This is a genomic window from Bartonella propinqua (assembly GCF_047263965.1).
GTDB lineage: Bacteria > Pseudomonadota > Alphaproteobacteria > Rhizobiales > Rhizobiaceae > Bartonella.
Genome location: NZ_JBLEBK010000001.1, coordinates 383,268 through 409,841 on the forward strand (window position 1 = coordinate 383,268; position 26,574 = coordinate 409,841).

The following is a 26,574-nucleotide window of genomic DNA, read 5'->3' on the forward strand; positions in this document are numbered from 1 at the left end:
TATTACTTATAAATTTACACAATGAATTTAGTCGTAAGCTTTTTTTATCAAATACAAAATTTTTCATGTATTCAGCTGTGAAATTTCGAGTATTTAAATTTTTAATTTTTTCAGCATGAAAATTTGGATTTTTATAGTATCTTTTCAACCTCTTCACTTCACGTCTAAGTTAATTTCAATTTCTTAGACGTGGTTCTTTGTGTGGCGGTGCTTCTTCTTAAGTAAAACGCATCTAATGGTATACTAATATCTAAACTTCAAAAAATGAAATTTATTCAATAGAACCATGATAACGTTGTTTTCCCCAGTCGAGTGCTGCTGTAATGAGAGCCTTAAGTAATTTTTGTACCTGAGCGGCTGGTGTAGGAAGCCAAGAAAAGGTTGTTTCATCCATATAAATACACTGAGCCATCTCTAACTGAACTGCATGAATATGCTGTTCAGGGTTACCATAATGGCGTGTAATATATCCTCCCTTGAAGCGTCCATTCAATACATAACTGTATTGTGGGATACCTAGAGGGAGATTTTTACAAAGATTCAGCAGCATTTGACTCAGAGTAGGGTCACAACTGGTTCCATCCGCAGTACCAAAATTAAGATCTGGCAGCCGCCCTTCAAATAACCGTGGCACCACTGATTTTATTGAATGTGCATCCCATAACAATACATAGCCAAATTTATCCCGTAATCGCGCTAGTTCATTGGTTAGCGCATCATGATAAGGCTGCCAAATTGTTTTTAGAATCTTTTCTTTTGCAAGCTGATCTGGCTTACCTTGTGAGGTAAACAGCGGTTCCCCATCAAAAAAAATATCGGTGAATAATCCTGTAGTAGCAGTGCTATAAAGCGGCTTATCATCTGAAGGACGATTAAGATCTACTACGTAGCGAGAATAATTAGCACTCAGCATGCTAGCTCCCATATCGGCAACAACCTGATAAAGCTGAGGAATATGCCAATCAGTATCTTCCAAACGCTGACCTCGTTGGGTTAGTCCTGCTGCAACATGTGAAGTTAATTCTGTACCAGGATGAGGCATACTCACCAAAAGTGGAATTGTTCCTTGGGATAATTTATATGGTTCAGTCATGATAAACTTCCTTCCCGCGATAAATAACCTGTTTTGATAATGTACCTCCGAGCCAGTAACTTAATTCTGCTGGATGTTCTGCATCCCAGACAACAAAGCTAGCTTCTTTGCCTTTTTCCAGTGAGCCACACACTGCTTCTAGCCCCAGAGCTTGAGCTGCAAACAGAGTTACCCCAGCTAGAGCTTCTTCTGGTGTCATCCTGAATAAGGTACATGCCATATTCATTATTAGGCGCAACGAAAGTGCGGGAGAGGTTCCAGGGTTCATATCCGTAGAGATCGCTATGGGTACACGGTATTGCCTTAATAAATTCAGTGGTGGCTTTTGAGTTTCTTGCAAAAAGTAATATGCTCCTGGCAGCAATACGGCTACAGTGCCATGTTTTGCCATCAAAGCGATATCTTGCTCACAAAGATATTCAAGATGGTCAGCAGATAAGGCATGATATTGTGCTGCAAGAGCAGCACCGTGTTGTAATGAGAGTTGCTCTGCATGAAGTTTTACTGGTAATCCCAGCGATTGTGCAGCCTGAAATACCCTTTCAACCTGAGCTGTTGTAAATGCCAGATGTTCACAGAAGGCATCCACCGCGTCTATCAGTCCTTCTTTATGTAATTCCGGTAATAGTTTGTGACAAATATAGTCAATCCAATCGTCTGCTCGTTGTTGATATTCTGGTGGTACAGCATGGGCAGCAAGACAGGTACTACGCACAGTTAATGGCATTGTATCACCGATCTGACGAATTACGCGCAGCATTTTGCGCTCACTCTCAAGATCAAGACCATATCCAGATTTGATTTCCAGTGTTGTAACACCATCTTGACGTAGTGCATTGATTCGTCGGCTAGCACTATCTTGTAATTGTTGTTCATTGGCAGCACGAGTAGCACGTACTGTACTAGCAATTCCGCCGCCTGCAGCGGCAATATCTGCATAACTTACCCCTTGTAAGCGCTGCTCAAATTCTTTTCCACGGTTGCTGCCAAATACTGCATGGGTATGGCAATCCACTAGCCCTGGAGTAACCAGATTTCCATGGAGATCTACCTGTCGTGAAACGGGGAAATCTGGTACGGCATTTGCTTCTCCCACCCACATGATAGTAGAATCCTGAGTTAACATTGCACCATTTTGAATTAGGTTGTAATGACCACCAACCATAGTAGCTATCTGGCAATGTTGCCAAATTGTATACATGACAAACCTCTTTAATAGTTAGTGGATTGGTGTTTGCGTAAGTTGTAATAGATAACTGCAGGGATTACCAATCCGATAATCCACGAGATATCTACATTACCAAGGAGTTCCACCATTGGGCCACTGTAAAAAACATTATTGATAAACGGGATCTGTACGATCACTCCTAGAATATAAACTCCGAAACCAGTAGAATTCCAAGCTCGGTATTTCCCTTTAGGATCATTAAGAGCAGCAATATCGATAGTTCGGTGGTTAAAAAAATAGTAATCTACTAAGTTGATGGCGCTCCAAGGGGTTAAAAATGTGAGCAGAAAGAACAGGAAAGATTTGAATGCGATTAAAAAAGTGTGTTGTCCAAGGAGCGCTGCTCCAGTGGCTACAACAATAATCGCTACTAGCATCATAAACCGCTCCCACTGGCTGACTTTTCCCTTTCTGCTAATATAGCTGTATACTATTGTTAGGCACATCAGGCCGCTGTATGCATTCAGCGTGTTGACTGTCAGCTTTCCGAAAACGATACTTAAGTAGAGCACGATAGCCACCGCTCCAGTTCCACCTAGACTTACGATATAGTCCACTTCGTGTCCCATAAATTTGTTCTGGAAAATTGTTGCTGCCAACACTCCCATAGTCATTGCAGTCTGAGCACCGATCACTGAACCACCACCTACTGCATAAAAGACTTTGTATGGTGATGTATCACGAGGCAAATATCTTGAATAATCAGCAACATAAGGACCAAAAGTAATTTGCCATGAAGCAGATAACCCAACAGCTGTTAAAAATGTACTCCAGCGGAAAGGTTGTACAGTTATCAATTCAGTAAGAGGGTGGAGAGTACTAATTTTCCAAAACAGATAGACAAAGGCGATAATACCGATCAGGCTAGCAAGTTTTCCCAATACATGAATAAGGCGGTAGCCTACATAAGCAACAATTAATGTTGCGACAGTGAAGAGTAGAATACCGCTGTTTTCCGAAATACCAAACAGTGCAGAGATTGCTTGTCCAGAGAGTATGACTCCAGTTGCAATAAAGCCTAGATACATCAAGCATACCAGCAAAACAGGTAGACAAGCACCATAGACACCAAACTGCGCTTGGCTGCTAATCATTTGTGGAATACCTAATTTGGGTCCTTGCACTGCATGAAGTGCCATAACTACCCCACCAGCTACCTGACCGATAGCTAATCCTATCAGAGACCAGAAAACATCGCCACCAAAGACAATCGCTAGAGCACCTGTAATAACGGCGGTAATTTGCAAGTTAACCCCCATCCACAAAGTGAACTGACTGAAGATGTTACCATAGCGTTTGCTATCTGGAATCGGCTCAATAGAATGGGTTTCTATATAGCTGTTATTACTCATAATGGTACTCCGCTACCGTTAAACGTGTGATTTTAACCACACGTTGATTGACGGAAAAATTCAACAATCCATATTAGCCAGTAATCATTGGCAGATTTAGACCTTTTTCTTGGGCACATTCGATAGCGATGTCGTAACCAGCATCCGCATGGCGCATCACTCCAGTAGCAGGATCGTTACTCAGCACCCGAGCAATACGTTCAGCAGCTTCATCAGTACCATCGCAGACAATAACCACCCCTGAGTGCTGGGAGAAGCCCATCCCAACTCCACCACCGTGGTGCAAAGAGACCCATGTAGCCCCACTAGCAGTGTTCAGCAACGCATTCAACAGTGGCCAGTCAGAGACTGCATCAGAGCCGTCTCGCATAGATTCAGTTTCACGGTTCGGACTGGCAACAGAGCCAGAATCTAAATGGTCACGGCCAATAACAATAGGTGCTGAAAGTTCCCCTGTACGTACCATTTCGTTAAACGCCAGACCTAGACGTGCACGCTGACCAAGTCCTACCCAACAAATGCGCGCTGGTAATCCTTGAAAGCTGATACGTTCTCGAGCCATATCCAGCCAATGATGCAAATGCTTATCATCAGGAATCAGTTCTTTAACTTTGGCATCGGTACGGTAAATATCTTCTGGATCCCCAGAAAGAGCAGCCCAACGGAATGGACCTATGCCACGACAAAACAGCGGACGAATATAAGCAGGCACAAAACCTGGAAAATCAAAGGCATTTTCGACTCCCATCTCTTTAGCCATTTGGCGAATATTATTACCGTAATCAAATACTGGAATTCCCTGAGCATGGAAATCAAGCATAGCTTTCACATGTAGAGCCATTGATTTCTTAGCAGCTTGAATCACCTCATTCGGTTCCGATTTAGCTTTGGCACGATAGGTTTCCCAATCCCAGCCTGCAGGTAAATAACCATTTAGCGGATCATGGGCACTGGTTTGATCAGTTACCAAATCAGGTCGTATACCACGACGAACCAGCTCAGGTAATATTTCAGATGCATTACCGTGCAGGGCAATAGATCTTGCTTCTCCCTTAGCAGTATAGTGTTTTAATCGTTCTAGCGCATCGTTTAGATCCGTAGCTTGCTCATCCACATATCTTGTGCGCAGGCGAAAATCGATACGCGATTGCTGACATTCAATATTGAGTGAACTGGCACCAGCTAAGGTTGCAGCTAAAGGCTGTGCTCCGCCCATACCACCTAGACCTGCTGTTAGTACCCAGCGTCCACGCAGGCTACCGTTATAGTGCTGACGACCAGCCTCCACAAAAGTTTCATAGGTTCCCTGCACAATTCCTTGACTTCCGATATAGATCCATGAACCAGCAGTCATTTGGCCATACATTGCCAGCTCTTTAGCATCCAGCTCGTTAAAATGCTTCCAGTTTGCCCAGTGAGGTACCAGATTGGAGTTAGCAATTAATACCCGCGGTGCATCACGATGTGTTTTGAATACTCCTACTGGTTTGCCTGATTGAATCAGTAGCGTTTCATCATCTTCAAGTTTTTTGAGAGTATCTACAATTTTGTCGTAACAGTCCCAATTTCTAGCGGCTTTACCTATGCCACCATATACTACCAGTTCTTTTGGGTTTTCGGCTACATCTGGGTCGAGGTTATTCATCAACATACGTAGTGGAGCTTCTGTCAGCCAACTTTTGGCATTCAGTGTAGAGCCGCGTGGGGAGCGGATCTCAACATCACGAAAACGGTTTGTTTGCTTGCTCATAACCACCTTACCTCCTTAAATATGGATTGTTACTTGTTACGTTAATGCTTATTTTATGCTATAAACTATACTTGTATATACATATAATATTATTTTGTTGCAAAAAATTTTTTTAAAAAATATTCACGGCTTTTGTTTTTCTACAATTTAAAATGCTAAAAAAGCATGATTGCCTCCATTCTAGATAGAAAACAAAAATCATATCAATAATAATTTAAGTCAAAAACAAAACAGAAATGAGTGGTCAATAGTACAAATAGTGCATGTTGTACATTTGATAATATTATATATACATATTTATACGATATTTTGTTGTTCAATGGGGAATACCCATCAAACACATGGTGCATAAAAGTGATTACTTTCTAAAATGTAACCAGCACTATGATCGCGAGAGTAAAAAGAAATGGCTTGAATTTAAAAATACAAAGAGGGAAAAATACACTGTTAGTCTGTTTTAGTGACTGTGAAAAAAAATCCTATTAAGGATAATCAACGGTCTAGTAGAATTTGTAACAGGATAGACTTCCCTTGAAGAAGCAACCCATCAAATAGATATCGTGCAATTACGCAGCTGCATTTTGTTTCCCATAGCAATCTCCTAATATTGCTATGATAGTTATATTTAATGGCGTTCTTAAGCCGAAAATTTGCTAATGTTCTAGAGAATTATTGGAGATAATAGATCTTGATGTAACCAATGGTTAGATGTTTTTCATAGCTCTAAAATAAGTTTTACGTATCTAGTAGGCAATGAGCAAAATTACCTTATGGTATCCTACGATCTGAGGAAATAAAACTGGATGAGATTACATCACTACTGTATTGCAACATAGGGACGTTTGGGCTCGAATATTACCATGCTCTGCTCATTACTTTCGGCTATGATATTCATCTTCATCAATTTTTTTCATTTTGGCAAACAGGAAACAGCTCGTATAATGCTTGCTCTATTCTACGACAATGAAATTCTTGATACCTAAAAATATTATCGAAGTTTGGTATGTATACTCTTAGCTTACGGTGGGTGCATATTAAAAATTCATGGAGTAGTGCGCAATTAGCTAACTTGATAACTGCAACAAAAAACTATCACTAGAGGACTTAATAGTGTGATAGGTCAGTCGATTATTCCTAGTGGAAAACGATTAACTGGTTATTCTGCCAAGAGACAATGGTCATAATGCTCCAGTTTTTTGTTTTTGGATGCTTTGGTATAGCCATTGCCCAACTCGCTACCGTCACAGAAGCGACCTGATAAGATCACCAATGGTTATCTAATGGCTTTACAAGCTGCTTTATTGTGTTTTGTAGTACCAGATTAGGTATGGTGATCATATCTTATGACTGTGACTTTGTAGGATTTACCAGTATATACTGTGTCCACTTGTGCAGGACAGGAAAATCATATCAGTATGGGTGTATCTGCAAGCTCGTAAAGCCATGAAAGCAGTGAAAAATGTCTAAGATATCGTAAGTGGAATTGTTTTATGCCTACTAAGCGTTAGAGTTTCATTACCTTCAGAGTCTATCTTAAGGATAGTTGTAAAGTAACATTATTCAGAAAGCGAGACTTGGTTTTATACCTAGATCTGCATACTGTACGCGATTTGATCCAGAGTGGAACTCTGAGCAATTTTCTAAATAACGCTGAGCTGCTATTAATACTTATTTATGCAGAAACACTCATTGAGTGGGATGGGTAAATAGTGTGACTCTAGCAACGTTTTTTTCAGAATTTTCACTAATCATCAGCGATTCTTGACTATCCACTATGAGGCAATCGTAACGTTGCAATATAAACATCTTCCCTTCAATCTGAACTCTCAGATTATCTCCTGCATTAAATAATAACCGTATACCACGTTCATAGTCCCAGCATCCTCCACCTTCCCAGACTACAGAGGCTTGTACGCGATCAGCTCGATAAATCACATTAAAATCTAGAAGTGGACCGTTTACTACCTGACAATCAACTATAGCTTCGCCACTAAAATTTGTGGCTTGAAAACTGTTGATTAGTTTGCTCTTCTCACCATTAATGATGAGGTGCATCCCTCCACCTTCCAGCACGCTAATGTTACGGAGATAGCCATCAAAACGGGAAAATGGTCCAGAATTAGCAATAGTAGCTATCGAGATACGCCATTCATATTCTTTCATTCTCTCAGGGAAACGATATATTTCTCGAGTTACTCCCTGACCATTCTTCCATGACATGGCAGGGTAATCCTGATAACGCAGCAACCGAATCATTTACGAATACTTCCTTCGAGTCTATAACGGGAACCAGGGTAGATAAGACGTACACTGGTAACAATTTTCTTTTCTTTTTGACCAATCCAAGTTCGACGATTGACCAGCAAACAGGGAGTTAATTCATCGATCTCCAGATAAACACTCTCGGCTCGGCTCACATTTACTGCTTCAATGATGTGCTCCCCTTCAACAATCGGAATAATAGAAGAGAGATAGGCATTAGGGGTAATACGGGTAAAATCTTGTTGTAAATAGTCAGGGACTATCTGAGTATTTACTAGCCTATCTTCCAGCATCACTGGGATGCCATTTCCATAGTGGCAAATCAGAGAATTGTAGAGGCTACTTCCCTTCTGTATTCCAAAAATGAAGGCTTGCTGAATATCTGCGTTAATTTCTGTAAGCCTGAATACCCGAGCATGGTGTCGGTGACCACGACTGGCGATTTCATCAGCAATATTATTTATTTCTAGTAATGCTGATTGACCTCGTACTTCTGCTACAAAGGTACCAACTCCTTGCATCCGAACAAGTAATCCTTCTGCAGTCAGTTCACGCAAGGCTCGATTTACTGTCATTCGACTATAGCCAAAAAGCTTTACTAGCTCGCTTTCTGAAGGAAGTCGAAAGTTTACAGGCCAAACATTGCTATGAATTTTAGTTTTGATCATCGCTTTCACTCGCTCATAAAATGGAGTCGGATTATCCAGCGAATCATCTGTAATAATAAGTTTTTCTTGGCCATTCTGTACCATGATCAATCCTCATTCGGATAACAGTCTCAGTTTACTCTATGTTTAATTATATGTATATATACATATATATATAATTGTAATAAGGTGATGATATGGCTGTCTGGTTTGCAAAAAAAGCACTGTTACCTGAAGGTTGGACTAATAATGTCAGAATTACTGTATCTGATAACGGGGAAATTATCGATGTAGCTCCTAATGCGGAGCCTGATGGAGAGCGCCTGAATGGTATTGTTGTTCCTGGTATGCCAAATTTGCATTCTCATGCTTTTCAACGCGCAATGGCTGGATTAACGGAAGTAGCCACAGATCCAAGTGATAGTTTCTGGAGTTGGCGGGATTTGATGTACCGCATGGTTGGCAAGATAACTCCAGATCAGCTAGAAATTATCGCTCGCTATTTATATGTCGAAATGCTCAAAGCTGGATACACTTGCGTAGCCGAATTTCATTACTTGCACCACGATGCCAGTGGTAATCCCTATCCTCATCACGATGAACTAGCATTGCGGATTTCTAGAGCAGCTCGTCAATCTGGTATTGGGTTGACACTCTTACCAGTACTTTATAGTTATGCTGGATTTGGGGGACAACAGCCTGCACAAGGTCAGAGGCGTTTCATTAATGATACAGAATCTTACTTAGCTCTCTACGAGCAGATAACCAGCAAATTAGTCCATGAGCCTATGCAACGTACGGGGTTATGTTTTCATTCACTACGTGCGGTTACCCCACAACAAATTCAACAAGTAATGGATTATAATACTGAACCACAACCAATACATATCCATATTGCGGAACAAAAAAAAGAGGTGGATGACTGTCTTGTCTGGAGTGGTCAGCGCCCTGTCGAATGGTTGTATGATCATGTGGCAGTTGATCATAATTGGTGTTTGATTCACGCAACGCATCTTACAGATCAGGAGACGGATCGCATTGCAGATTCTGGAGCTGTGGTTGGTCTTTGTCTGACAACTGAAGCTAATCTCGGTGACGGTCTTTTCCCAGCTCAGCGTTTCCTTTCTAGAGGAGGTATTTGGGGAATCGGTTCAGACAGCCATATCACTGTTAGCGTAACGGAAGATTTACGTTGGTTCGAATACGGTCAACGGCTTAAGGATCAGCGCCGTAACCGGTTAGTTCTTCCTAAAGAAACGAATATTGGAAACGTATTATATCAGAGTGCATTGCGTGGTGGAGCACAAGCTCTTGGGCAAAATATTGGTCAGATTCAACCTGGCTACCGCGCCGATTTATTGGTTCTGAATAATGAGGATCCTTTTATTGCAACAGCTTCTGAAGATATGATTCTTAACCGTTGGATTTTTGCTTGCTCTCATAATCCTATTTCTCATGTTATTACTGGTGGACGTTGGGTTATCAAGGATGGTCAACATCGTGATGAAGAACAACTTCGTCAAGCCTTTATCCAAGTAATGATGCAATTAGCTCGTGTGTAGTGGCTTATGAAATAAAGACATAAGGATTGTGACTATCGTAGCTCAGTAATTCTGGATATTCCAATCTTATTAAGGTTAATATCTTAATCAGATGGATCATAATTAAAACGGGCAGAATTAACAGATTTTTTCCCTAGAGTTTGATTGGAAGCTATGGAGGAAATTATCAAATATCAATGCAATGTGCGTGAAATATCTCAAGGGATCAAGTTTGATCATTTTCGTAAGTAAAGTAAATTGTATAAACAAGAATTTCAGAGACTGGAGTTTTTCGGAGAGGCTGTTTTACTGCTGGATGATGCAAAATTTAAAAGATAAAAACACCAAATTAAACATTTTGAAACAAAAAAAGATGTAAGGCAAGCTGTCGTGTTAATGGGTAAGAATTCCAGAAAATGTTCTCGTTAATTGCATAGATTAAATCAAAATGGTTCATTGCCATGCTGTGTTATTTGCTCTGTATAAATCGCAGAGCCTATTATCGATTTATTGGAGGTAATTTGACATGAGGTTTTACGCTAAGTGAGAAAAAGGTGAGGGGTAGGTAGGAATTAATGATAATTCATCGTCTTACGCATGATTTTTGTTATTCAATGCGCTATTTATTAATTAGATTTTGACGCCAGAAAATCGAAAAAAGTGTAAGAGATTGCAAAAATCAAAATTGAGTACAAAAAAGGAGAGGGAGCTTTGAAAAATTTTTGAAAGCTCAGAAAACTGCTTTCGAAAGACTTTTGAAAAAAATAAATTGATACAAAGTCTCGTGTCATAATAAGCAAACTTTTAGAAAAATTCAAAAAATGGATGAAGAAACTTAACAAAAAAAATGCACATCATAGAGTGCATATTTAAAAATCCTATTCTCTTATCTTTATTTACATATCCACCATAAAAACATAAATAAAATCAATAAATATATGCAATTAAAAAGGTGCGGTGCCGCATGCCGGATTCGAACCAGCGACCCCATCATTACGAATGATGTGCTCTACCAACTGAGCTAATGCGGCGCAAATTTACGCATTGATTAGACAAAGGTCAGTTTGAGGGTAATAGCCAAAACAATACATAAAAGCAAGTATACATTTTGTTTAGCGATTTATAAGATATGGAAGCCGCTTGAGGTAAGAGGAGTAGCTTGCAGAAGTTAAGACCAACGGTATTTTTTGTCTTTATGTTATATCTCGATTTACGAGAACTGTGACTTTAGAGGTAATATCAAAAGCACATCTTTAGGATTGTAAATGATGTTAAAGTTTCTTTGTATAGAAAATACATACGATTTTTGTGAAAAAGAGAGAAGTTTATTTGGTAAGCTTTTATGTAGTAAGCTATTGAGGGAATGAGAAATATTACCAGCTATTTATCATATAGAGATAAGTTTAGTATAACAATCGTTTAATAAAAGTTGCTTCTCATTCTTATAGAATAGAAGTAAGAAGGGTAATTTGATCAAATTAAACATATTTGTCATTTAAGGTGGAGTAAGAAGTCACGTCAGATGAAAGTTGGCTGACAGACCTAGAAATGAAATTAGTGCATTACGAAAAACTCATGGAGGGATTTTTTTTTGCGTGGTAGCTGACCAATGAAAAAGTGTGAATGAAATATCTAAAAAGTAATGTTTTAATGAAGCGATTTTCAAATTTAAAAGATTACATTTGCTTTAAAACTGTTGTTCTACTCCTTCCTCTTTCTTATCAGTAAGAGCATTTGGTACTTTTGTTGAAAATTTCAAATTTTTTCTAGAAAGAATTTTTTGAACTTTTCAAGATATTACAGGGATATTATAAGCAGTGGACTACAATGGTGTGAAGTTTTTATCGCAATTGCTTGCGTTTACTGCTTAAATTTTTTCGTTTAATGTATTCTGACAGATACATGAGTAGACTTTTGCAAAATTTACACTTTCATTATTGTTTCAAAAAATGTCAATCCTATAAGAAGTATGTACGTTATTTCTTTGGTGTATTTTCTGTATGACAAGCGTGGTGTTGAAAAAAACAGAGAGAGGCTTTTTTTAGGAGATTAATTGAAAATCTAGATAATTTTCATCTAACTTTAGCATATGAGGTTTTCTCGTGCAGATTTTTTTGTAGATGGAATCCTAGGGTAAACTCTAGTGATTAAATATCTTAAATTTAAAATTTATCAAAATGGAAGTTTATAGCATAGTAACCTACGATGTTTATAAGTGATGTGTATGTTCATAGTCAGCCTTTCTTAATCTATATTTATTAACGAACTGACTTTCAAGCCTATCATAGGGTGAAGTTTTCTAAGTGTATCAGTTATATGTGGCATAGTGAATTTTAGAAAAATTTTTATAATATCAAATGTATTTTCCTTTTATAAACGAAGTTTTGTGAAAAAGTTCTTGTTTTTCATAGTTCAAGATACAAAACATTATTGCTAAAGCGCTTAAGAGAAACCGTGCTGGTAAACAAGTTAGAGTGGGGCAAATTAAAGATAGGAAAGGTGGCGTGATATTGTGTATAAATTGGTTAAAATCATAGATATTTGTTTGTAGGAAGTTTGCTAATATTTGATTAAAGGATGTTACTGTCTAATGTAATGCGCTTACAGTTATATGTTCCATCAATGACAGATACTATAATCGTCAGCATAACAAAAATAAAAACCATTAATTTAAATAAATAATAGAGTATATTTCTTCTTGTCATTTTAATGGAACATTTACGTAACACATAGAAAAACAAGTAATTGCATCATGACAAAAAAATAAATTTAGATTTGTTTTTGTGATTTTTTTGCAAAATGTACATAAAAATCATGGTTGGTTTTTTTAATAAAGTTTAGAGTGCATCGAAGAAAAGTAATGAGGAATGATGGTTGAGAATAAGCACAATGAATTAAAGCGCAGCCTTCAAAATCGTCACGTTCAAATGATTGCTTTAGGAGGTGTAATTGGAACAGGCCTTTTTTATGGATCAACAGAATCTATACAATTAGCTGGTCCTTCAACCATTTTGGCTTATCTTTTTGGAGGGCTTATTATTTATTTTATCATGCGGATGCTTGGTGAGATGTCAGTAGAAGAGCCAACTTCAGGTGCGTTTAGTTTTTTTGCTTATAAATATTGGGGAGGGCTTGCTGGTTTTATAACGGGTTGGAATTATTGGTTCCTTTATATTCTTGTTAGTATGACAGAACTTACAGTTATCGGATTTTATCTTGATCATTGGATTTTGATTGATCATTGGAAGTCATCCTTTATCGTTTTAATATTGGTTACATTGATTAATTTATTAAATGTTCGTTTTTATGGAGAGTTTGAGTTTGCTTTAGCTTTAATTAAGGTAGCTGCTGTTGTTGGTGTGATTGTTTTTGGAATTTTTCTGATTGTCACTGGAATAAGCGGGAATCAAGCAAGCATTCATCATCTTTGGGATTATGGAGGTTTTTTTCCTTATGGTGTGATGGGGGTCGTTTTGGCTACTTGTGTGGTGATGTTTTCTTTTGGGGGGACAGAGCTTATTGGCATTGCCGCTGGAGAGGTATCAGATCCACAGAAAACAATTCCAACTGCTATTCGTAAAGTTATGTGGAGAGTTGTGATTTTTTATATTGGTTCTATGAGCATTATCATGATGATAAGCCCATGGAATATGATTGGGAAGAATGGTAGTCCTTTTGTTACAATTTTTGATACCGTAGGAATTCCTGCAGCTGGTCATATTTTGAATTTTGTGGTTATTATGGCTGCCATTTCAGTTTACAATAGTGGCATTTATTCTAATAGTCGTATGCTTTATAGTTTAGCTATACAAAAAAATGCACCACATATTTTTAGTAAACTGAGTGCCGCTTGTGTTCCTTATGTTGCTATCCTTTTCTCATCGATTTGTACGGCGGTAATTGTTGTTATTAATGCTCTTGTCCCCGATAATAGTTTTATGCGTGTCATGGCTCTTGCAACTGCAGCAGCAATTATTACTTGGTTTATTATCGTTATTGTTCATTTAAAATTTCGAAAAGCACATAAAAACAGAAAGGAGCCATTTATTTATGCGTTTGGTTTGTATCCTTACGCTAACTACCTGTGTCTTTGTTTTCTTGTTTTATTGTTGTGCATTATGTTTGCAAGTGGTTTTGGAAAAAATGGATTGATGGCTCAACTTTTTAATATTGTAGGAATAAGAGTATCCTCCATTGAATCATATATCCCTGCGCAGATGCCTGATATGAGTTTGGCAATTATTATTATTCCTCTATGGTGTTTACTTTTGCTTTTGTGCTATAGACTTAAACGATAAAAAAAGATAAGATGAGAGGATTGATTGGGGGCAGTCTTGGGAATCATAAAATTTGATAAAGTAACACAGGTCTTTGGTGACTTGTGCGTTTTAAGAGATATTACTGTACAGCTTACTGAAAGACGAATTGCAGTTATTGGTGCAAATGGTTCTGGAAAAAGTACATTTGTTCGTCTTATAAATGGGTTACAATTACCATCTCAGGGTTTTGTGAGCGTTGATGGGCTTGATACAAAACGTGATGCAAAGGCAGTAAAACGTAAAATAGGATTTGTCTTTCAAAATCCTGATAATCAAATTGTTCTGCCATTAGTAGAAGAAGATTTATCTTTTGGTCTCAAAAATTTAAAATTTAGTAAAGATCAAATAAAAGAGCGTGTAGATGAGATTTTACAGCGTTATGATCTCCAAATTTTCAGAAATCACGCGGTTCATTTATTAAGTGGTGGGCAAAAACAACTAGTTGCCATTTCAAGTGTGGTGGCAATGAAACCAGATTATATTATTTTTGATGAGCCAACGACATTACTTGATTTGCGAAATAAGCGCCGTGTTACACAAGTTATAGAAGAGTTATCACAAACAGCAATCGTTGTGTCACATGATTTGGAATTTCTTAGAGATTTTGATAGAGTACTTGTTTTTGATAAGGGGGAAATAGCTGTTGATGATGTACCTTCTGTTGCAATTAAAGAATATATAAGCAGAATGTCGTGATTGGTTTATATTTTCCCCAAGATACACTTATCCATCGGCTTAGACCAGAAGTTAAGCTCGTGTTCCTCACTATTTGTGCAACCATTATAATCATGGTCTCATCGATACCCTTGCTCTCATTATTTTTGTTGTTTGTGGCTTTATTGTATAGAGTTGCGAAGATTCCTTTCGAAAATATTTTAAAACAGCTTAAATCTACGGGGTTATTTTTAGTACTTATATTTGTTTTTCAAGCTATTTTTAATAACTGGCTTACGGGATTTGAGGTCATATTACGTTTGGTTACTCTTATTTTTCTAGCTTCACTCGTTTCTCTAACAACCAAAGTTTCAGATATGGTAACTTCAATTGAGGCAGGGCTTCGACCATTTCGATGTTTGGGTATAAATCCATCAAAATTTAGTATGGTTTTATCTATGACAATCAGATTTATTCCAGTTGTTAGTGAGAAGTTTAATGAGGTGCGTGAAGCACAGAAGGCACGCGGGTTTGATACCAATATTTTCGCTCTTGCAATGCCCCTAATTCTACGAACTATCAAGATGGCTTCAGAGGTTGCTGAAGCTTTAGATGCACGCTCTTATGATAGTGATGCTGATGATGAAGTTTAATGATTGATAAAAACATTTATGATTATGAGGGAGAATAATTCATGAATACAAAAGATTTGACTTATATTGCTTTATTTGCTGCTATTTATGCAGTTTTAGGCCTTTTTCCCCCTATTCATTTACCTTTTCTTATGGGAGTTCCTATTACGGTTCAGTCTATGGGGCCGATGTTAGCGGGATCTATACTTGGGGCAAAAAGAGGAGCCTTAGCATCAGTTCTTTTTCTTGTCATGGTTGCGGCTGGATTTCCTTTATTGGCTGGAGGCAGTGGAGGTTTTGGTGCTTTTTTAAGAGCTGGAGGTGGCTATCTGGTTGGTTTTGCAGTTGCTGCATTTTTTATTGGTTTTATGGTTGAGTTGTTTTGGCATCGATTAAATTTTATTACATTAGTTGTAATAAATACTGTAGGTGGTATTGGGATTGTGTATCTTTTTGGGATTCCATGGATGGCTTATATTCTTCAAATTTCTTTACCTAAAGCTTTAATAATAGCATCAGGTTTTATAATTGGTGATTTTTTAAAGGTGCTGATTGCTTCCTCTGTAGCACTTGCAGTTAAGAAGTCTTCTCCTCTTATTTCGTCAAAGAAGGGTGGTTTTTACTTTAAATGATGGTTTTGTATAGCTATACATTTTTGGATAAAGGTGAAGAGTGATCACACGATAAATTTCCTCTTAAAATTTATTCTAATTGTTTGTGGAAAATTTTAATTAGATTCGTAAAGCACAGAAGGCACGCGGATTTGATACCAATATTTTTGCTTTTACAATGCTCTTAATTTTACGAATTATCAAGATGGCTTCAGAGGTTGCTGAAGCTTTAGATGCGCGCTCTTATGATAGTGATGCTGATGATGAAGTTTAATGACTGATAAAAACATTTATGATTATGAGGGAGAATAATTCATGAATACAAAAGATTTGACTTATATTGCTTTATTTGCTGCTATTTATGCAGTTTTAGGTCTTTTTCCTCCCATTCACTTGCCTTTTTTTATGGGAACTCCTATTACGGCTCAGTCTATGGGACCGATGTTAGCGGGATCTATACTTGGAGCAAAAAGAGGAGCCTTGGCATCGGTTCTTTTTCTTGTCATGGTTGCGGCTGGATTTCCTTTATTGGCTGGAGGGCGTGGAGGTTTTAGTGTTTTTTTAGGAGCTACAGGTGGCTATCTGATTGGGTTTGCAGTTGCTGCATTTTTTATTGGTTTTATGGTTGAGCAGTTCTGGGATCGGTTAAATTTTATTATATTATTTGTGATAAATGCTGTGGGTGGTATCGGAATTGTGTATCTTTTTGGAATACCATGGATGGCTTATATTACTGAAATTTCTTTACTTGAAGCTTTAACGATTTCATCAGGTCTTATGATTAGTGGTTTTTTGAAAGTATTTATTACATCCTCTATAGCACTTGCAGTTAAGAAATCTTTTCCTCTTATTTCGTCAAAAAAGGATAATCTTGACTTTAAATGAAGCTTTTGTACAGCGATATAATTTTGAATAAAGATGGGGAATGATAACAGAATAAAATTCCCTGTCTTATTTATTTGTTTCCATTTAATAAGAGGGAACAGACACATAAAAAATCTTATTGTATGTTATCTAAATGCTTATCTCAAAAAGAAATATTATACAATTCATGTATATTGTTATTACGAGGATAAAGCACAAAAATATTATTGATAAACTGCATAGTTTAATTTTTATGCTTTATTGTTGAAAATTGTATTATTGTAGGAAAATTAGGTGACGTATTGAACGTAAACTGTGCAAAATATTATTTTTTCTATCCGCAAATTCGCAAATTTTTGTCGAAAAAAGAAAAATTATAGCATTTTGATCATATTTTAATTTAAAGTTTAGTAATCGACGATTTATTGATAACTGTATAACATGTAATATATTTTATATTCAAAATATTATTTTAATAAGTATTTTTTATACTATATAAGTGTTAGTAAAATTGTATTGACTCCATTATGGATGTTTGTTAAATACAGTTAATACAAATTATTAAAAGTTATGAATACAATTGAAAATAAATTATAAAGACAAAGCTATGAATATGAAATATTTTTTTGCTATATGCGCTATTGTTTTGGGTTTTTCCTCTGTTGTGAAAGCATCTAATCATCCATTTCTTCAAGAAACGACGTTTGTAATTAATGCTCCTACTATTTCTGGAATAGATTTATTGTGTAGTGAACAGGTTGATTCTTTATTGAATAGAGTTATACTATACACTACTCCAAGTAATGGTGATGCATTGGAGAAAGCTGTACAATCAACGTTTAAAAAAATAAAACGTGTGTTTGTCAATTTATGGCGATATTTATACACTTCTATATTCTACATATTTAAGTAGTAGGAATATAGTATTTTTTAATCTAATTTTTCTCAGTAAAAATATAAGTATTTTAAGAAGTATTTCAATTTTTAAAAGAGCGGTGTAGTTTTTGTTTTTGCAACGCTCTTCTGAGTAGGGAGAAAAGAACTATAAATTTTTCATATTTTGATTAAGGATAATTATTATTTTATGGGTAATTTTGATGCAGCTAATTTCATCAGTATAATATATGCATCATAAAGGAAAAGCGCAAAACTTTTAAAAGATTACCTATAGGTTCTCCTGAGCATCCGCATATCATGCGTTTTTCAGAGGATGCACAGAAATTATTTTGTGAATGGATGCAGGGTCTTCATACAGAAGCAAGGTAGGGTGTATTTTTTGCTGCTTTAGAGGCTCATATACTGAAAATGCCTAAGACGATTGCAAGTTTTGCACTGATTTTTGAATTGGTCACGGGAGGGCGCTCTGATATTGGTAGAATGTCTCTTGAAAAGGCGTTTTGCTGGAAAGAGTATCTACTTAGCCATGTTAAGCGTCTTTATGCTGCAGGTGATACTATGGCGGGCGAGGGTGCAAAACTAATTGTCAAACGACGTACAGATTTACCACCAATTTTTCTTTACGTGATATTCATCAACGGAATTGGAGCAATTTAAAAGGGCATGAAGACGTTAAATGTGCTTTTTATACGAATTTTCAAATCCCTCAAAATTCCTTTTAAGGTAGTTTTGAAGGTTTTCATTTTAGGCATTTTTATAATTTTTTAGCATAGAGATCAGCTTAGTTTTATAATTCCATTTGTTTAGGAATAATTTTAAAGTCTCACTAGAGATGTTCTCAACTCTTTACAAATTATGGACATAAAACTTGCTGCTGCATGCTTCTTTGAATAGTCTAATTTTTACGTAAAAGATCAAATGTCTTGTTTACTCAAATGTGGGTTTTGTGAGCAGTGCAGTATAAGACATTTTTAAGAGCGATTTTTTACTGTTTTAGCAGTGCAGAAAAAATTTCCTACAATTCCTGATTCTTACAAAATGATATAATGTAATCTCAATCAAAATAACAAGTATCACACATAATGAATGCATAAAAAGATGGTATTGTATATGTTGTTCAAGTCCATTTAATATTTTATTGATTATAAAACAGAATATTAGAAAAAGAAGGATACTTCTTAAAATATTAAAAATAAATTGTATATAAATCATATTTTGTGTTTTATTTTATATTCAATCAATATACATATTATGATTATTATGGCTTGATGGAATTGCTGACTGATCTTCGTGAAAAAGTAGCATAACTTATGGTGATATTTTTCAATAAAATATGTGTCTGAATATGCAGATTTGTCAGGTTACGCTGAATAATCGTTCTTAATCTTATTTCGGAAAAAATAATATGAAAAAAATAGTTTTTGTCTTGATAGGAATCATCTTGGCTTCAAGTGCTGCTTCAGCTGAAACAGTGAATGTAAAGTATCATGGTCCAGTAGATTTAGATGATTTTCAATGCCAAGCTACAACGAGTTCATTTGTCCACCGTATTTGTTATCAGCCGCAACAAAATTATGTAGTGGTGCTTTTAAAGAAAACTTACTATCACTATTGTCGAGTTCCTTCCCATATCGTAAAAGTTTGGCTATCTGCACCTTCAAAAGGTAAATTTTATATTCAAAACATTAAGGGCAATTTTGATTGCCGGTTAGGTGGAATACCTAATTAACTTACATGTTAAATGCTATTACTCGGAAATATACAACTATGAGAAGATCATTAAATGTTTTTTATGCTTCCGCAAATGCTCAACAAAATGGTTTGGATAGAGCAAAAAACAGTGCCATATAAAATGTTGGCAGCAGTTCTCAATACCTCAGCGAGATTTATATTTACGGCAATGGTTTTCGTCAGGATTATAAAAAAGTAGTCAAATACTTCTAGCAAGTTTGTGATATGAAAGATGGAGCGAGTTGGCTTTATCTAAAATCTTTTTATGAATTAACATAGGCATATAGAAAGGTCATGATCAAGATGAGCAGTTAGGCAGCAAAAGATATAACATTTTAAAGTGAATTACCGTATCTCCGGAGAAGCAATGCGGTGTTCGTCATCAAATGATATTCTTGATAAATTTAAAAATATTGGAAATGCTTTTATGACTAGAATGATGGGTTGCATTATTTTGACTTTATGGTCTTCTGTTGTTTTTGCTGACAAAGGGATAGTCATCAAAGAGGATGTTTGTGGCATTGGTAATGTGATTATTGAAACTACAGATGGTTGGTATATTGCAGCAGAATATTATTCAGGAGTCTATCTTTCTGAAGGTGATCTAGTTTACGGTGAAATGAAGACTTACGGCTTTAAAGACTTATATAAAAACAATGGTAATTTTGGTCGATTCTATATCGAAAACTGGGTTTTAGATATAGGTGATGCATTGAAAGAACTTTGCAAATAAGGTGAAACAAGCTCCACCTATATAAATAATTAAGTTTAACCTTATGACTGGAATGTAAGATCTTTAACATTTCACAAATTGAGCATTGAGTATATTTTTACGTTAGCAATTGTTTTTAAGATGTATGTAGTCGTCGATTCTAGTAGCTTGTTTAAAGTCCCGATGAGTAATTTTAATCAAGCAACAAAAGGTGGATTGTCGAGTGGATTAAAAAACAATCAAAGCGATTAATTTATTGATATTACTGCATTTTTCAAGATAAAGTGGTGCCCAGACGCGGATTCGAACCACGGACACGCGGATTTTCAGTCCGCTGCTCTACCAACTGAGCTATCTGGGCACATTTTACTGAACATGTAAAACGTGTGCGGTTATAACATTAAAATCTCTTCTGTCCAGTATCAAAAGAAAAATAATCGGTTTTTTATAAGTTATTTTCGTATTCTCTAGGCATTATAATTATCCTTTTCGTAAAATCAACTTGATAGGTATATTGCGATACGTTAGTGTAAATTCATCAGATGCTATTTTGTCGTAGTAATGAACGTAGGCAATTCCTTTTATAAACCAATCTAGAGGGTAGGATGGTGGGTGAGAGTGTTTTTTATAAAGATTCTGCGTATTTTAAATTTACGAAATAAATAGAAAACATTTTTAGTGTCTGTGTAAAAAGGCTTTTAGCACAGCCTTTATAATAATTTGTCGTTCTTTAAAAAAGGCAAGCTATTTGAAAGGGGAGAATAATAATAATGTTAAAAAAACCAGACCGCCGTCCAGCGAATCCTCATTTTTCTTCAGGTCCTTGTAGTAAGTATCCTGGCTGGACTGTTAAGGTCTTAAAAAAGGCATTATTAGGGCGTTCGCATCGATCTAAAATAGCACGATTAAGACTTGCTGAAGTTATTGATTTAACTCGTGAAGTTCTTGAAGTGCCTTCTGATTATCGTATAGGTATTGTTCCTGCTTCAGATACTGGTGCTGTTGAGATGTCTTTGTGGTCTTTATTAGGTGCACGTGGTGTTGATATGGTGGCATGGGAGAGCTTTGGTTCGGGGTGGGCTGCTGATGTTGTCGAACAATTAAAGCTTCCTGATGTGCGTTGTTTTAGAGCTCCTTATGGTGAATTGCCAGACTTAACACAAATTGATTTTGATCGCGATGTTGTTTTTACATGGAATGGAACGACTTCTGGTGTGCGTATTCCTAGTGCATGTTTTATTCCAGATAAGCGGGCAGGATTAACAATTTGTGATGCAACATCAGCAGCTTTTGCGCAAAATCTTGATTTTTTAAAATTAGATGTTGTTACTTTTTCATGGCAAAAAGTTTTAGGAGGTGAGGCTGCACATGGTATATTGATTTTAAGTCCTCGTGCTGTTGAACGGCTTGAGAATTATACTCCAGTTTGGCCTATGCCCCAGATTTTCCGTATGACAAAAGATGGAAAACTGAATGAAAATATTTTTAAGGGAGAGACAATTAATACGCCTTCCCTATTGTGTGTTGAAGACTATCTTGGTGCATTGAAATGGGCCAAATCGTTGGGTGGTTTGCCAGCATTAATGGCACGAGTTGATAAAAATTTTGCGGTAATGGATGCTTTTGTTTGTAAAACACCTTGGTTAGAATATTTAGCAAAGGTTCCTCAAATACGTTCTAATACATCTGTTTGTTTAGAAATTGTGGATCCAGTCATTACTGCTTTAGATGTTGAAAGGCGGGCATCTTTTGTAAAAGCAGTAGTGGATCGTCTTGATGAAGAGGGTGTAGCATATGATATTGGTTCATATAGAAATGCTCCTCTAGGTTTTCGGATTTGGACAGGTATAACAATTGAGGTTTCTGATCTTGAACTTTTAACAAAATGGCTTGAATGGGCATTTCAGGTTGAAAAAGCTCGGCTTTAAAATAATTTTTTATGATTTTTATAACGCGTATTTTTTATCAGAAAAGTTCTCTTCAAGCGTGACATAGATTGTAAAAAATTATGGGGAAGGGGTGTTATTTTTTGCTAGATATTGGAAAAATAATAACCAAAAGCTCTGAGTTTTTCTACTTTTTCAGAAAAAATAACGGGTTTAGAATAAAGATACATTTTATATCTTCATGTTGTTTGCCTTTATTATCATGAAATTGGGGATTTAATAATATGAAGATTGGGAAAAAGCTAAAATGAAGAGTCGCACTTGCTCTAAGGTTTCGTTATAAGAGAGCGTTTGTTTTTTTATGCTGGTTTTATTTTACCAAACACGACGGAGAAAGTTATGGCCAATGTAGTAGTTGTCGGTACACAATGGGGCGATGAAGGTAAAGGTAAAATTGTAGATTGGTTATCTGAGCGAGCAGATATCGTGGTGAGGTATCAGGGTGGACATAATGCAGGTCACACATTGGTTATTGACGGAGTTAGTTATAAATTATCGCTTTTGCCGTCTGGCTTAGTTCGTGGGAAGCTATCAATTATTGGCAATGGCGTTGTTATTGATCCTCATCATTTTGTTGCAGAGTTAAAAAAATTACGTGACCAAGGTGTGAAGGTTACGCCAGAAATTTTACGTATTGCTGAAAATGCTCCTTTAATTCTTTCTGTGCATCGTGATCTTGATACAAGTCGAGAGAGTGGTTTTTCGGGTTTAAAAATTGGTACAACAAAGCGTGGTATTGGTCCAGCTTACGAAGATAAAGTGGGGCGTCGTTCTATTCGCGTGATGGATTTGGCAGAAGCTGATACGCTTATGGTTAAGATTGAACGGCTTTTGCGACATCATAATACTTTGCGTCGTGGGATGGGGATTGCAGAGGTTGATTCTCAAGCGCTTTATGATGAATTAATGCAAGTAGCGGATGAAATTTTACCTTTTATGGATTGTACTTGGCGTCTTTTAGATGAAAATTATCAGATGGGAAAACGCATTCTTTTTGAAGGTGCGCAAGGTGCTTTATTAGATAATGACTTTGGGACTTATCCTTATGTGACGTCATCAAATACGATCTCTGGACAGGCTTCCACAGGTTCGGGTATGGGGCCTAATTCAATTCATTATATTTTAGGTATTGCAAAGGCTTATACAACACGCGTTGGAGAAGGACCGTTTCCGACAGAGCTGAGAAATGATATTGGCGAATTTCTTGGGATGCGTGGCAATGAATTTGGCGTTGTAACGCGTCGAAAGCGCCGATGTGGTTGGTTTGATGCTGTCTTAGTACGTCAGATGGTAGCGATTTGTGGTGTTCAAGGTATAGCACTAACAAAGCTTGATGTATTGGACGGATTGGATGAAATTAAAATTTGTGTTGGTTATGAACTTGATGGTAAAAAAATTGATTATTTACCCTCTTCCATGGGAGCTCAAGCTCGTGTGAAACCAGTGTATGAGATATTGGAGGGCTGGAAAGAGGCAACAGCACACGCGTTAAGCTGGGAAGATTTACCCGTGCAAGCTGTCAAATATATACGCTATATTGAAAAGTTGACCAATACACAGGTAGCTTTATTATCCACGAGCCCTGAGCGTAAAGATACTATTCTTATTACTGATCCGTTTGCAGATTAATCATTATTATCATAGTGGTTTTCATGTTATCTCTATACTTTTTTACATATAAAGGCTTAAGAGCAAGTGATAAAAAATATCAAATAGCATTGTTTAATTTATATATTCATTTTAGACTGCAACAATAGATATTTCAACTATACAGAGCAATCAATTTAGATGGCTAATAAGGCACTGTACCTCGCAGCTGGGATTTTTCTTCAGTTTGAGAAAGATTAGATAGGATATGATAGATTTTGTTAAAATCTTAAAAAAAGCAATTAGTGCGCAAAGTAATGTTACATCACAAGTGCGCGAGCGGATTTATAAACGAGCTATCGAAACACTAGAGCATCAATTTATAGCAGCGACAATACCACAAGCAATGGCTGATGAGCAAAGACAGATTTTGCAAAGTGCTATTACGACTGTTGAAGAAGAATATTTAGCGATTGAAAAGGAATTGCTTTCTTCAGGGGTTAGATGGAAATCTACAGGTACGGTTGAAGGTGACAAGAACATAGATTTTGTTTTACCACAAGGTGATGATGTTTCAGTTGTAATAGCAGAAAAAAAACAAGAATTTTTTGTAACAAATTCAAAGAACAATAGGGCGTCTGATGCGCTTTCTACATCAGACATACCAGATGCAGAGCCTGTTAATATGGATGCCTATTTAGCCTCTCAGCATATTGATAAAAATACTTTAAAGGATTCTGCTGTAGCTTCTGCTGCGCAAGTCGATAATTTACATGTTGTTTCGCATATTTTTTCTCAAGCTTTACGTCGTGCTAATCGGTCATCGATGCAAAAGCGTGTTATGGTAGGGGTTGCTGTTTGTACTAGTTTTATCATTTTAACTATTGGTGTTTGTTTCGTTTTTGGACGTGTATTTGTATCAAGTGATTATCAGTTGTCAGAAGAAAATTTTCGAGCTTCTCATACAATACCGCATGCACTATCAGTGAATAGAAAGTTAACGCAACGTTTATTAGAGGATGGGAGCGAAATTGATACTAGTTTAGATAAAATAGCAGATTCTTTGAATAAAGGAGGAACCTCAACCGTTGTTTCTCCTAACTTACAGCCAATCGATCAATTGGGTGAAGCTGTTCTTTATCAAACGCGTACGAACCATGATGCAGAAAAGGTGGCAACGGGTCGTGTACGGTGGTCGCTTATAAAAGGGGCTCGTATTAAGGGAGAATTAGAAGAATCAGCTATACAAGGTGATATAACAATTCCAGATGAAGGATTATCGTTACGGTTAATTTTACGTCGTAATACTGATTTATCTTTTCCTGCTGCGTATATTATGGATTTTATTTTTACTCTTTCTGATAAATTTTCAGGTCAAGCTATAAGCAATGTTCAAGCATTGACTTTTAAGGCAAGTGAACAATCAATCGGGCAAACTTTAACAAGGACTGTTATGGCGAAGATTAAAGATGATTTTTTTCTTATGGCGTTAAGCGCTAATCACCCATTTCTTAGTCGCAATTTGCAGATAATGCAGGAATTGGATTGGATACGTTTGGTATTAATTGACAAAAATGGACGTGTAAATGAATTAACTTTTACAAAAGGGTCAATAGGTAAGGCTATTTTTAACAAAGTTATTGGGCAATGGCTTGCACAATCGGATAATAACAACTTTTAAAGCGAATAGAGACACAGCTGTGAATAAATAGACATCTCATCTCTGTGAACAGGAAAAAAGCTTAATTCAGAAGTATAAAGTCAATATATTGAATATATTGACTTTAGTATACCCTAAAAATATGCCAACATTATTGGCTTTGCATCTGCTTTCGGGAAAAAGTAGAAGTTTTTATGGAATGCTGCACCTTTTCAAATGCGCGCATTTCAATTTGTCTTACACGCTCTCGACTGATGTTGAATTCGCTTGAAAGTTCTTCTAATGTTAATGGTTCGTCACTTAAACGACGCGCTTGGAATATACGCTTTTCACGTTCATTTAGGTTATCCATAGCATATGTTAACATAGAACGACGATTTTCCAATTCATCCTGTTCAATTAAAATCTGTTCTTGATTGTCAGAGTCATCAACCAACCAATCCTGCCATTCACTATCTTCACCTTCATTGGTGCGAAGAGGCGCATTGAGTGAGGTATCACCGTTAAGCCGACGATTCATCGATATGACTTCATCTTCCGTAACATTCAATCGGGTTGCAATTTCTTTGACTTGTTCTGCGTTAAGATCACTATTATCAAGTGCTTGAAGGCTACTTTTTAATTTACGAAGGTTAAAAAACAAACGCTTTTGATTCGCAGTTGTCCCCATTTTAACCAAGCTCCAAGACCGCAACACATATTCTTGAATTGATGCTTTAATCCACCATATTGCATAGGTTGCAAGACGAAATCCACGCTCTGGCTCAAAACGCTTAACAGCTTGCATAAGTCCAACATTACCTTCTGAAATAACTTCTCCAATAGGCAACCCATAACCTCGATACCCCATAGCAATTTTAGCAACGAGACGTAGATGACTGGTAACTAATCTATGTGCAGCTTTTAAATCGTTATGCTCATGATAACGCTTAGCCAACATATATTCTTCTTTTGGTTCAAGCATCGGGAAACGGTGTATCTCTTCTAAGTAATGATTTAATCCCCCATCACCTGCTATTACTGATACTAGATTCATATGGGCCATATAGCACCCTCCTTTTGTATGAATTCCCTAATAAGGCAAATTC

The 26,574-nt window shown here is 36.7% G+C and carries 18 protein-coding genes, 2 tRNA genes and 2 pseudogenes; 13 read left to right on the forward strand and 9 right to left on the reverse strand.

Annotated elements, in window-relative coordinates; translation table 11 throughout:
* Positions 1-271: 271 nt before the first annotated feature.
* The 6 genes from hutG to hutC all read right to left on the reverse strand — a co-directional run bounded on the left by hutG (position 272) and on the right by hutC (position 8,437).
* On the reverse strand, positions 272-1,093 hold the full coding sequence (hutG, locus tag ACMFKV_RS01565; protein WP_413154331.1) for an N-formylglutamate deformylase: 822 nt from the start codon (positions 1,091-1,093) through the stop codon (positions 272-274).
* Positions 1,086-2,294, reverse strand: coding sequence for an imidazolonepropionase (hutI, locus tag ACMFKV_RS01570; RefSeq protein WP_413154333.1), 1,209 nt, complete (start codon positions 2,292-2,294; stop codon positions 1,086-1,088). The genes hutG and hutI overlap by 8 nt, the downstream gene beginning before the upstream one ends.
* 11 nt (positions 2,295-2,305) lie before the next feature.
* Positions 2,306-3,673 (reverse strand): purine-cytosine permease family protein, encoded by a 1,368-nt coding sequence (locus ACMFKV_RS01575; protein ID WP_413154335.1) that lies wholly within the window; start codon positions 3,671-3,673, stop codon positions 2,306-2,308.
* A 73-nt stretch (positions 3,674-3,746) separates the two neighbouring features.
* The gene (gene hutU / locus ACMFKV_RS01580) at positions 3,747-5,423 is read right to left on the reverse strand and encodes a urocanate hydratase (protein ID WP_413154337.1); all 1,677 of its coding nucleotides are present in this window, start codon (positions 5,421-5,423) and stop codon (positions 3,747-3,749) included.
* A gap of 1,686 nt (positions 5,424-7,109) precedes the next feature.
* Complete coding sequence (locus ACMFKV_RS01585) at positions 7,110-7,679, reverse strand: HutD/Ves family protein (protein ID WP_336287775.1); 570 nt, start codon at positions 7,677-7,679, stop codon at positions 7,110-7,112.
* On the reverse strand, positions 7,676-8,437 hold the full coding sequence (hutC, locus tag ACMFKV_RS01590; protein WP_336287776.1) for a histidine utilization repressor: 762 nt from the start codon (positions 8,435-8,437) through the stop codon (positions 7,676-7,678). The genes ACMFKV_RS01585 and hutC overlap by 4 nt, the downstream gene beginning before the upstream one ends.
* 92 nt (positions 8,438-8,529) lie before the next feature.
* Between hutC and ACMFKV_RS01595 the strand changes: the two genes are divergently transcribed.
* Positions 8,530-9,894, forward strand: a complete 1,365-nt coding sequence (locus ACMFKV_RS01595; protein ID WP_413154338.1) for a formimidoylglutamate deiminase — start codon at positions 8,530-8,532, stop codon at positions 9,892-9,894.
* A 937-nt stretch (positions 9,895-10,831) separates the two neighbouring features.
* On the opposite strand, the gene ACMFKV_RS01600 is transcribed toward ACMFKV_RS01595, so the two are convergent.
* Positions 10,832-10,904 (reverse strand) — tRNA-Thr (locus ACMFKV_RS01600).
* Between the two features lie 1,836 nt (positions 10,905-12,740).
* Between ACMFKV_RS01600 and ACMFKV_RS01605 the strand changes: the two genes are divergently transcribed.
* From ACMFKV_RS01605 to ACMFKV_RS01645, 9 genes and pseudogenes are all read left to right on the forward strand, one after another.
* Positions 12,741-14,171, forward strand: a complete 1,431-nt coding sequence (locus ACMFKV_RS01605; protein WP_413154339.1) for an amino acid permease — start codon at positions 12,741-12,743, stop codon at positions 14,169-14,171.
* Between the two features lie 36 nt (positions 14,172-14,207).
* Positions 14,208-14,888, forward strand: coding sequence for an energy-coupling factor ABC transporter ATP-binding protein (locus tag ACMFKV_RS01610; protein ID WP_336287778.1), 681 nt, complete (start codon positions 14,208-14,210; stop codon positions 14,886-14,888).
* On the forward strand, positions 14,885-15,499 hold the full coding sequence (locus ACMFKV_RS01615; RefSeq protein ID WP_336287779.1) for an energy-coupling factor transporter transmembrane component T family protein: 615 nt from the start codon (positions 14,885-14,887) through the stop codon (positions 15,497-15,499). The genes ACMFKV_RS01610 and ACMFKV_RS01615 overlap by 4 nt, the downstream gene beginning before the upstream one ends.
* Positions 15,500-15,540: 41 nt before the next feature.
* Complete coding sequence (locus ACMFKV_RS01620; RefSeq protein ID WP_336287780.1) at positions 15,541-16,110, forward strand: biotin transporter BioY; 570 nt, start codon at positions 15,541-15,543, stop codon at positions 16,108-16,110.
* A 103-nt stretch (positions 16,111-16,213) separates the two neighbouring features.
* Positions 16,214-16,363: pseudogene (locus tag ACMFKV_RS01625) on the forward strand (energy-coupling factor transporter transmembrane component T family protein); the annotation flags it as partial.
* A gap of 41 nt (positions 16,364-16,404) precedes the next feature.
* Positions 16,405-16,974: a biotin transporter BioY gene (locus ACMFKV_RS01630; RefSeq protein WP_336287781.1), complete on the forward strand. Its 570-nt coding sequence runs from the start codon at positions 16,405-16,407 to the stop codon at positions 16,972-16,974.
* A gap of 1,272 nt (positions 16,975-18,246) precedes the next feature.
* Positions 18,247-18,507, forward strand: a pseudogene (locus tag ACMFKV_RS01635) (hypothetical protein); the annotation flags it as partial.
* 784 nt (positions 18,508-19,291) lie between these two features.
* Complete coding sequence (locus tag ACMFKV_RS01640) at positions 19,292-19,579, forward strand: KTSC domain-containing protein (RefSeq protein WP_413154340.1); 288 nt, start codon at positions 19,292-19,294, stop codon at positions 19,577-19,579.
* Between the two features lie 369 nt (positions 19,580-19,948).
* Positions 19,949-20,314 (forward strand): hypothetical protein, encoded by a 366-nt coding sequence (locus ACMFKV_RS01645; RefSeq protein ID WP_413154341.1) that lies wholly within the window; start codon positions 19,949-19,951, stop codon positions 20,312-20,314.
* 264 nt (positions 20,315-20,578) lie between these two features.
* Here the strand turns inward: ACMFKV_RS01645 and ACMFKV_RS01650 are convergent.
* Positions 20,579-20,654, reverse strand: a tRNA-Phe gene (locus ACMFKV_RS01650).
* A gap of 409 nt (positions 20,655-21,063) precedes the next feature.
* Between ACMFKV_RS01650 and ACMFKV_RS01655 the strand changes: the two genes are divergently transcribed.
* From ACMFKV_RS01655 to ACMFKV_RS01665, 3 genes are all read left to right on the forward strand, one after another.
* Entirely contained in the window at positions 21,064-22,221 is a 1,158-nt protein-coding gene (locus ACMFKV_RS01655) for a phosphoserine transaminase (protein ID WP_413154342.1), read from the forward strand.
* A gap of 357 nt (positions 22,222-22,578) precedes the next feature.
* Positions 22,579-23,868, forward strand: a complete 1,290-nt coding sequence (locus ACMFKV_RS01660; RefSeq protein WP_413154343.1) for an adenylosuccinate synthase — start codon at positions 22,579-22,581, stop codon at positions 23,866-23,868.
* 226 nt (positions 23,869-24,094) lie between these two features.
* Complete coding sequence (locus tag ACMFKV_RS01665; RefSeq protein WP_413154344.1) at positions 24,095-25,507, forward strand: hypothetical protein; 1,413 nt, start codon at positions 24,095-24,097, stop codon at positions 25,505-25,507.
* 130 nt (positions 25,508-25,637) lie between these two features.
* Here the strand turns inward: ACMFKV_RS01665 and rpoH are convergent, their stop codons facing one another.
* Positions 25,638-26,531: an RNA polymerase sigma factor RpoH gene (gene rpoH, locus ACMFKV_RS01670; RefSeq protein ID WP_336288552.1), complete on the reverse strand. Its 894-nt coding sequence runs from the start codon at positions 26,529-26,531 to the stop codon at positions 25,638-25,640.
* Positions 26,532-26,574: the final 43 nt, after the last annotated feature.

Coding starts and splice junctions, on each gene's coding strand:
- ACMFKV_RS01630 (WP_336287781.1), top strand. CDS start 16,405: ATGAATACAAAAGATTTGACTTATATTGCTTTATTTGCTGCTATTTAT.
- ACMFKV_RS01575 (WP_413154335.1), bottom strand. CDS start 3,673: ATGAGTAATAACAGCTATATAGAAACCCATTCTATTGAGCCGATTCCA.
- hutC (WP_336287776.1), bottom strand. CDS start 8,437: ATGGTACAGAATGGCCAAGAAAAACTTATTATTACAGATGATTCGCTG.
- ACMFKV_RS01585 (WP_336287775.1), bottom strand. CDS start 7,679: ATGATTCGGTTGCTGCGTTATCAGGATTACCCTGCCATGTCATGGAAG.
- hutG (WP_413154331.1), bottom strand. CDS start 1,093: ATGACTGAACCATATAAATTATCCCAAGGAACAATTCCACTTTTGGTG.
- ACMFKV_RS01605 (WP_413154339.1), top strand. CDS start 12,741: ATGATGGTTGAGAATAAGCACAATGAATTAAAGCGCAGCCTTCAAAAT.
- ACMFKV_RS01655 (WP_413154342.1), top strand. CDS start 21,064: ATGTTAAAAAAACCAGACCGCCGTCCAGCGAATCCTCATTTTTCTTCA.
- ACMFKV_RS01645 (WP_413154341.1), top strand. CDS start 19,949: ATGCGGTGTTCGTCATCAAATGATATTCTTGATAAATTTAAAAATATT.
- hutI (WP_413154333.1), bottom strand. CDS start 2,294: ATGTATACAATTTGGCAACATTGCCAGATAGCTACTATGGTTGGTGGT.
- ACMFKV_RS01595 (WP_413154338.1), top strand. CDS start 8,530: ATGGCTGTCTGGTTTGCAAAAAAAGCACTGTTACCTGAAGGTTGGACT.
- rpoH (WP_336288552.1), bottom strand. CDS start 26,531: ATGGCCCATATGAATCTAGTATCAGTAATAGCAGGTGATGGGGGATTA.
- hutU (WP_413154337.1), bottom strand. CDS start 5,423: ATGAGCAAGCAAACAAACCGTTTTCGTGATGTTGAGATCCGCTCCCCA.
- ACMFKV_RS01660 (WP_413154343.1), top strand. CDS start 22,579: ATGGCCAATGTAGTAGTTGTCGGTACACAATGGGGCGATGAAGGTAAA.
- ACMFKV_RS01665 (WP_413154344.1), top strand. CDS start 24,095: ATGATAGATTTTGTTAAAATCTTAAAAAAAGCAATTAGTGCGCAAAGT.
- ACMFKV_RS01620 (WP_336287780.1), top strand. CDS start 15,541: ATGAATACAAAAGATTTGACTTATATTGCTTTATTTGCTGCTATTTAT.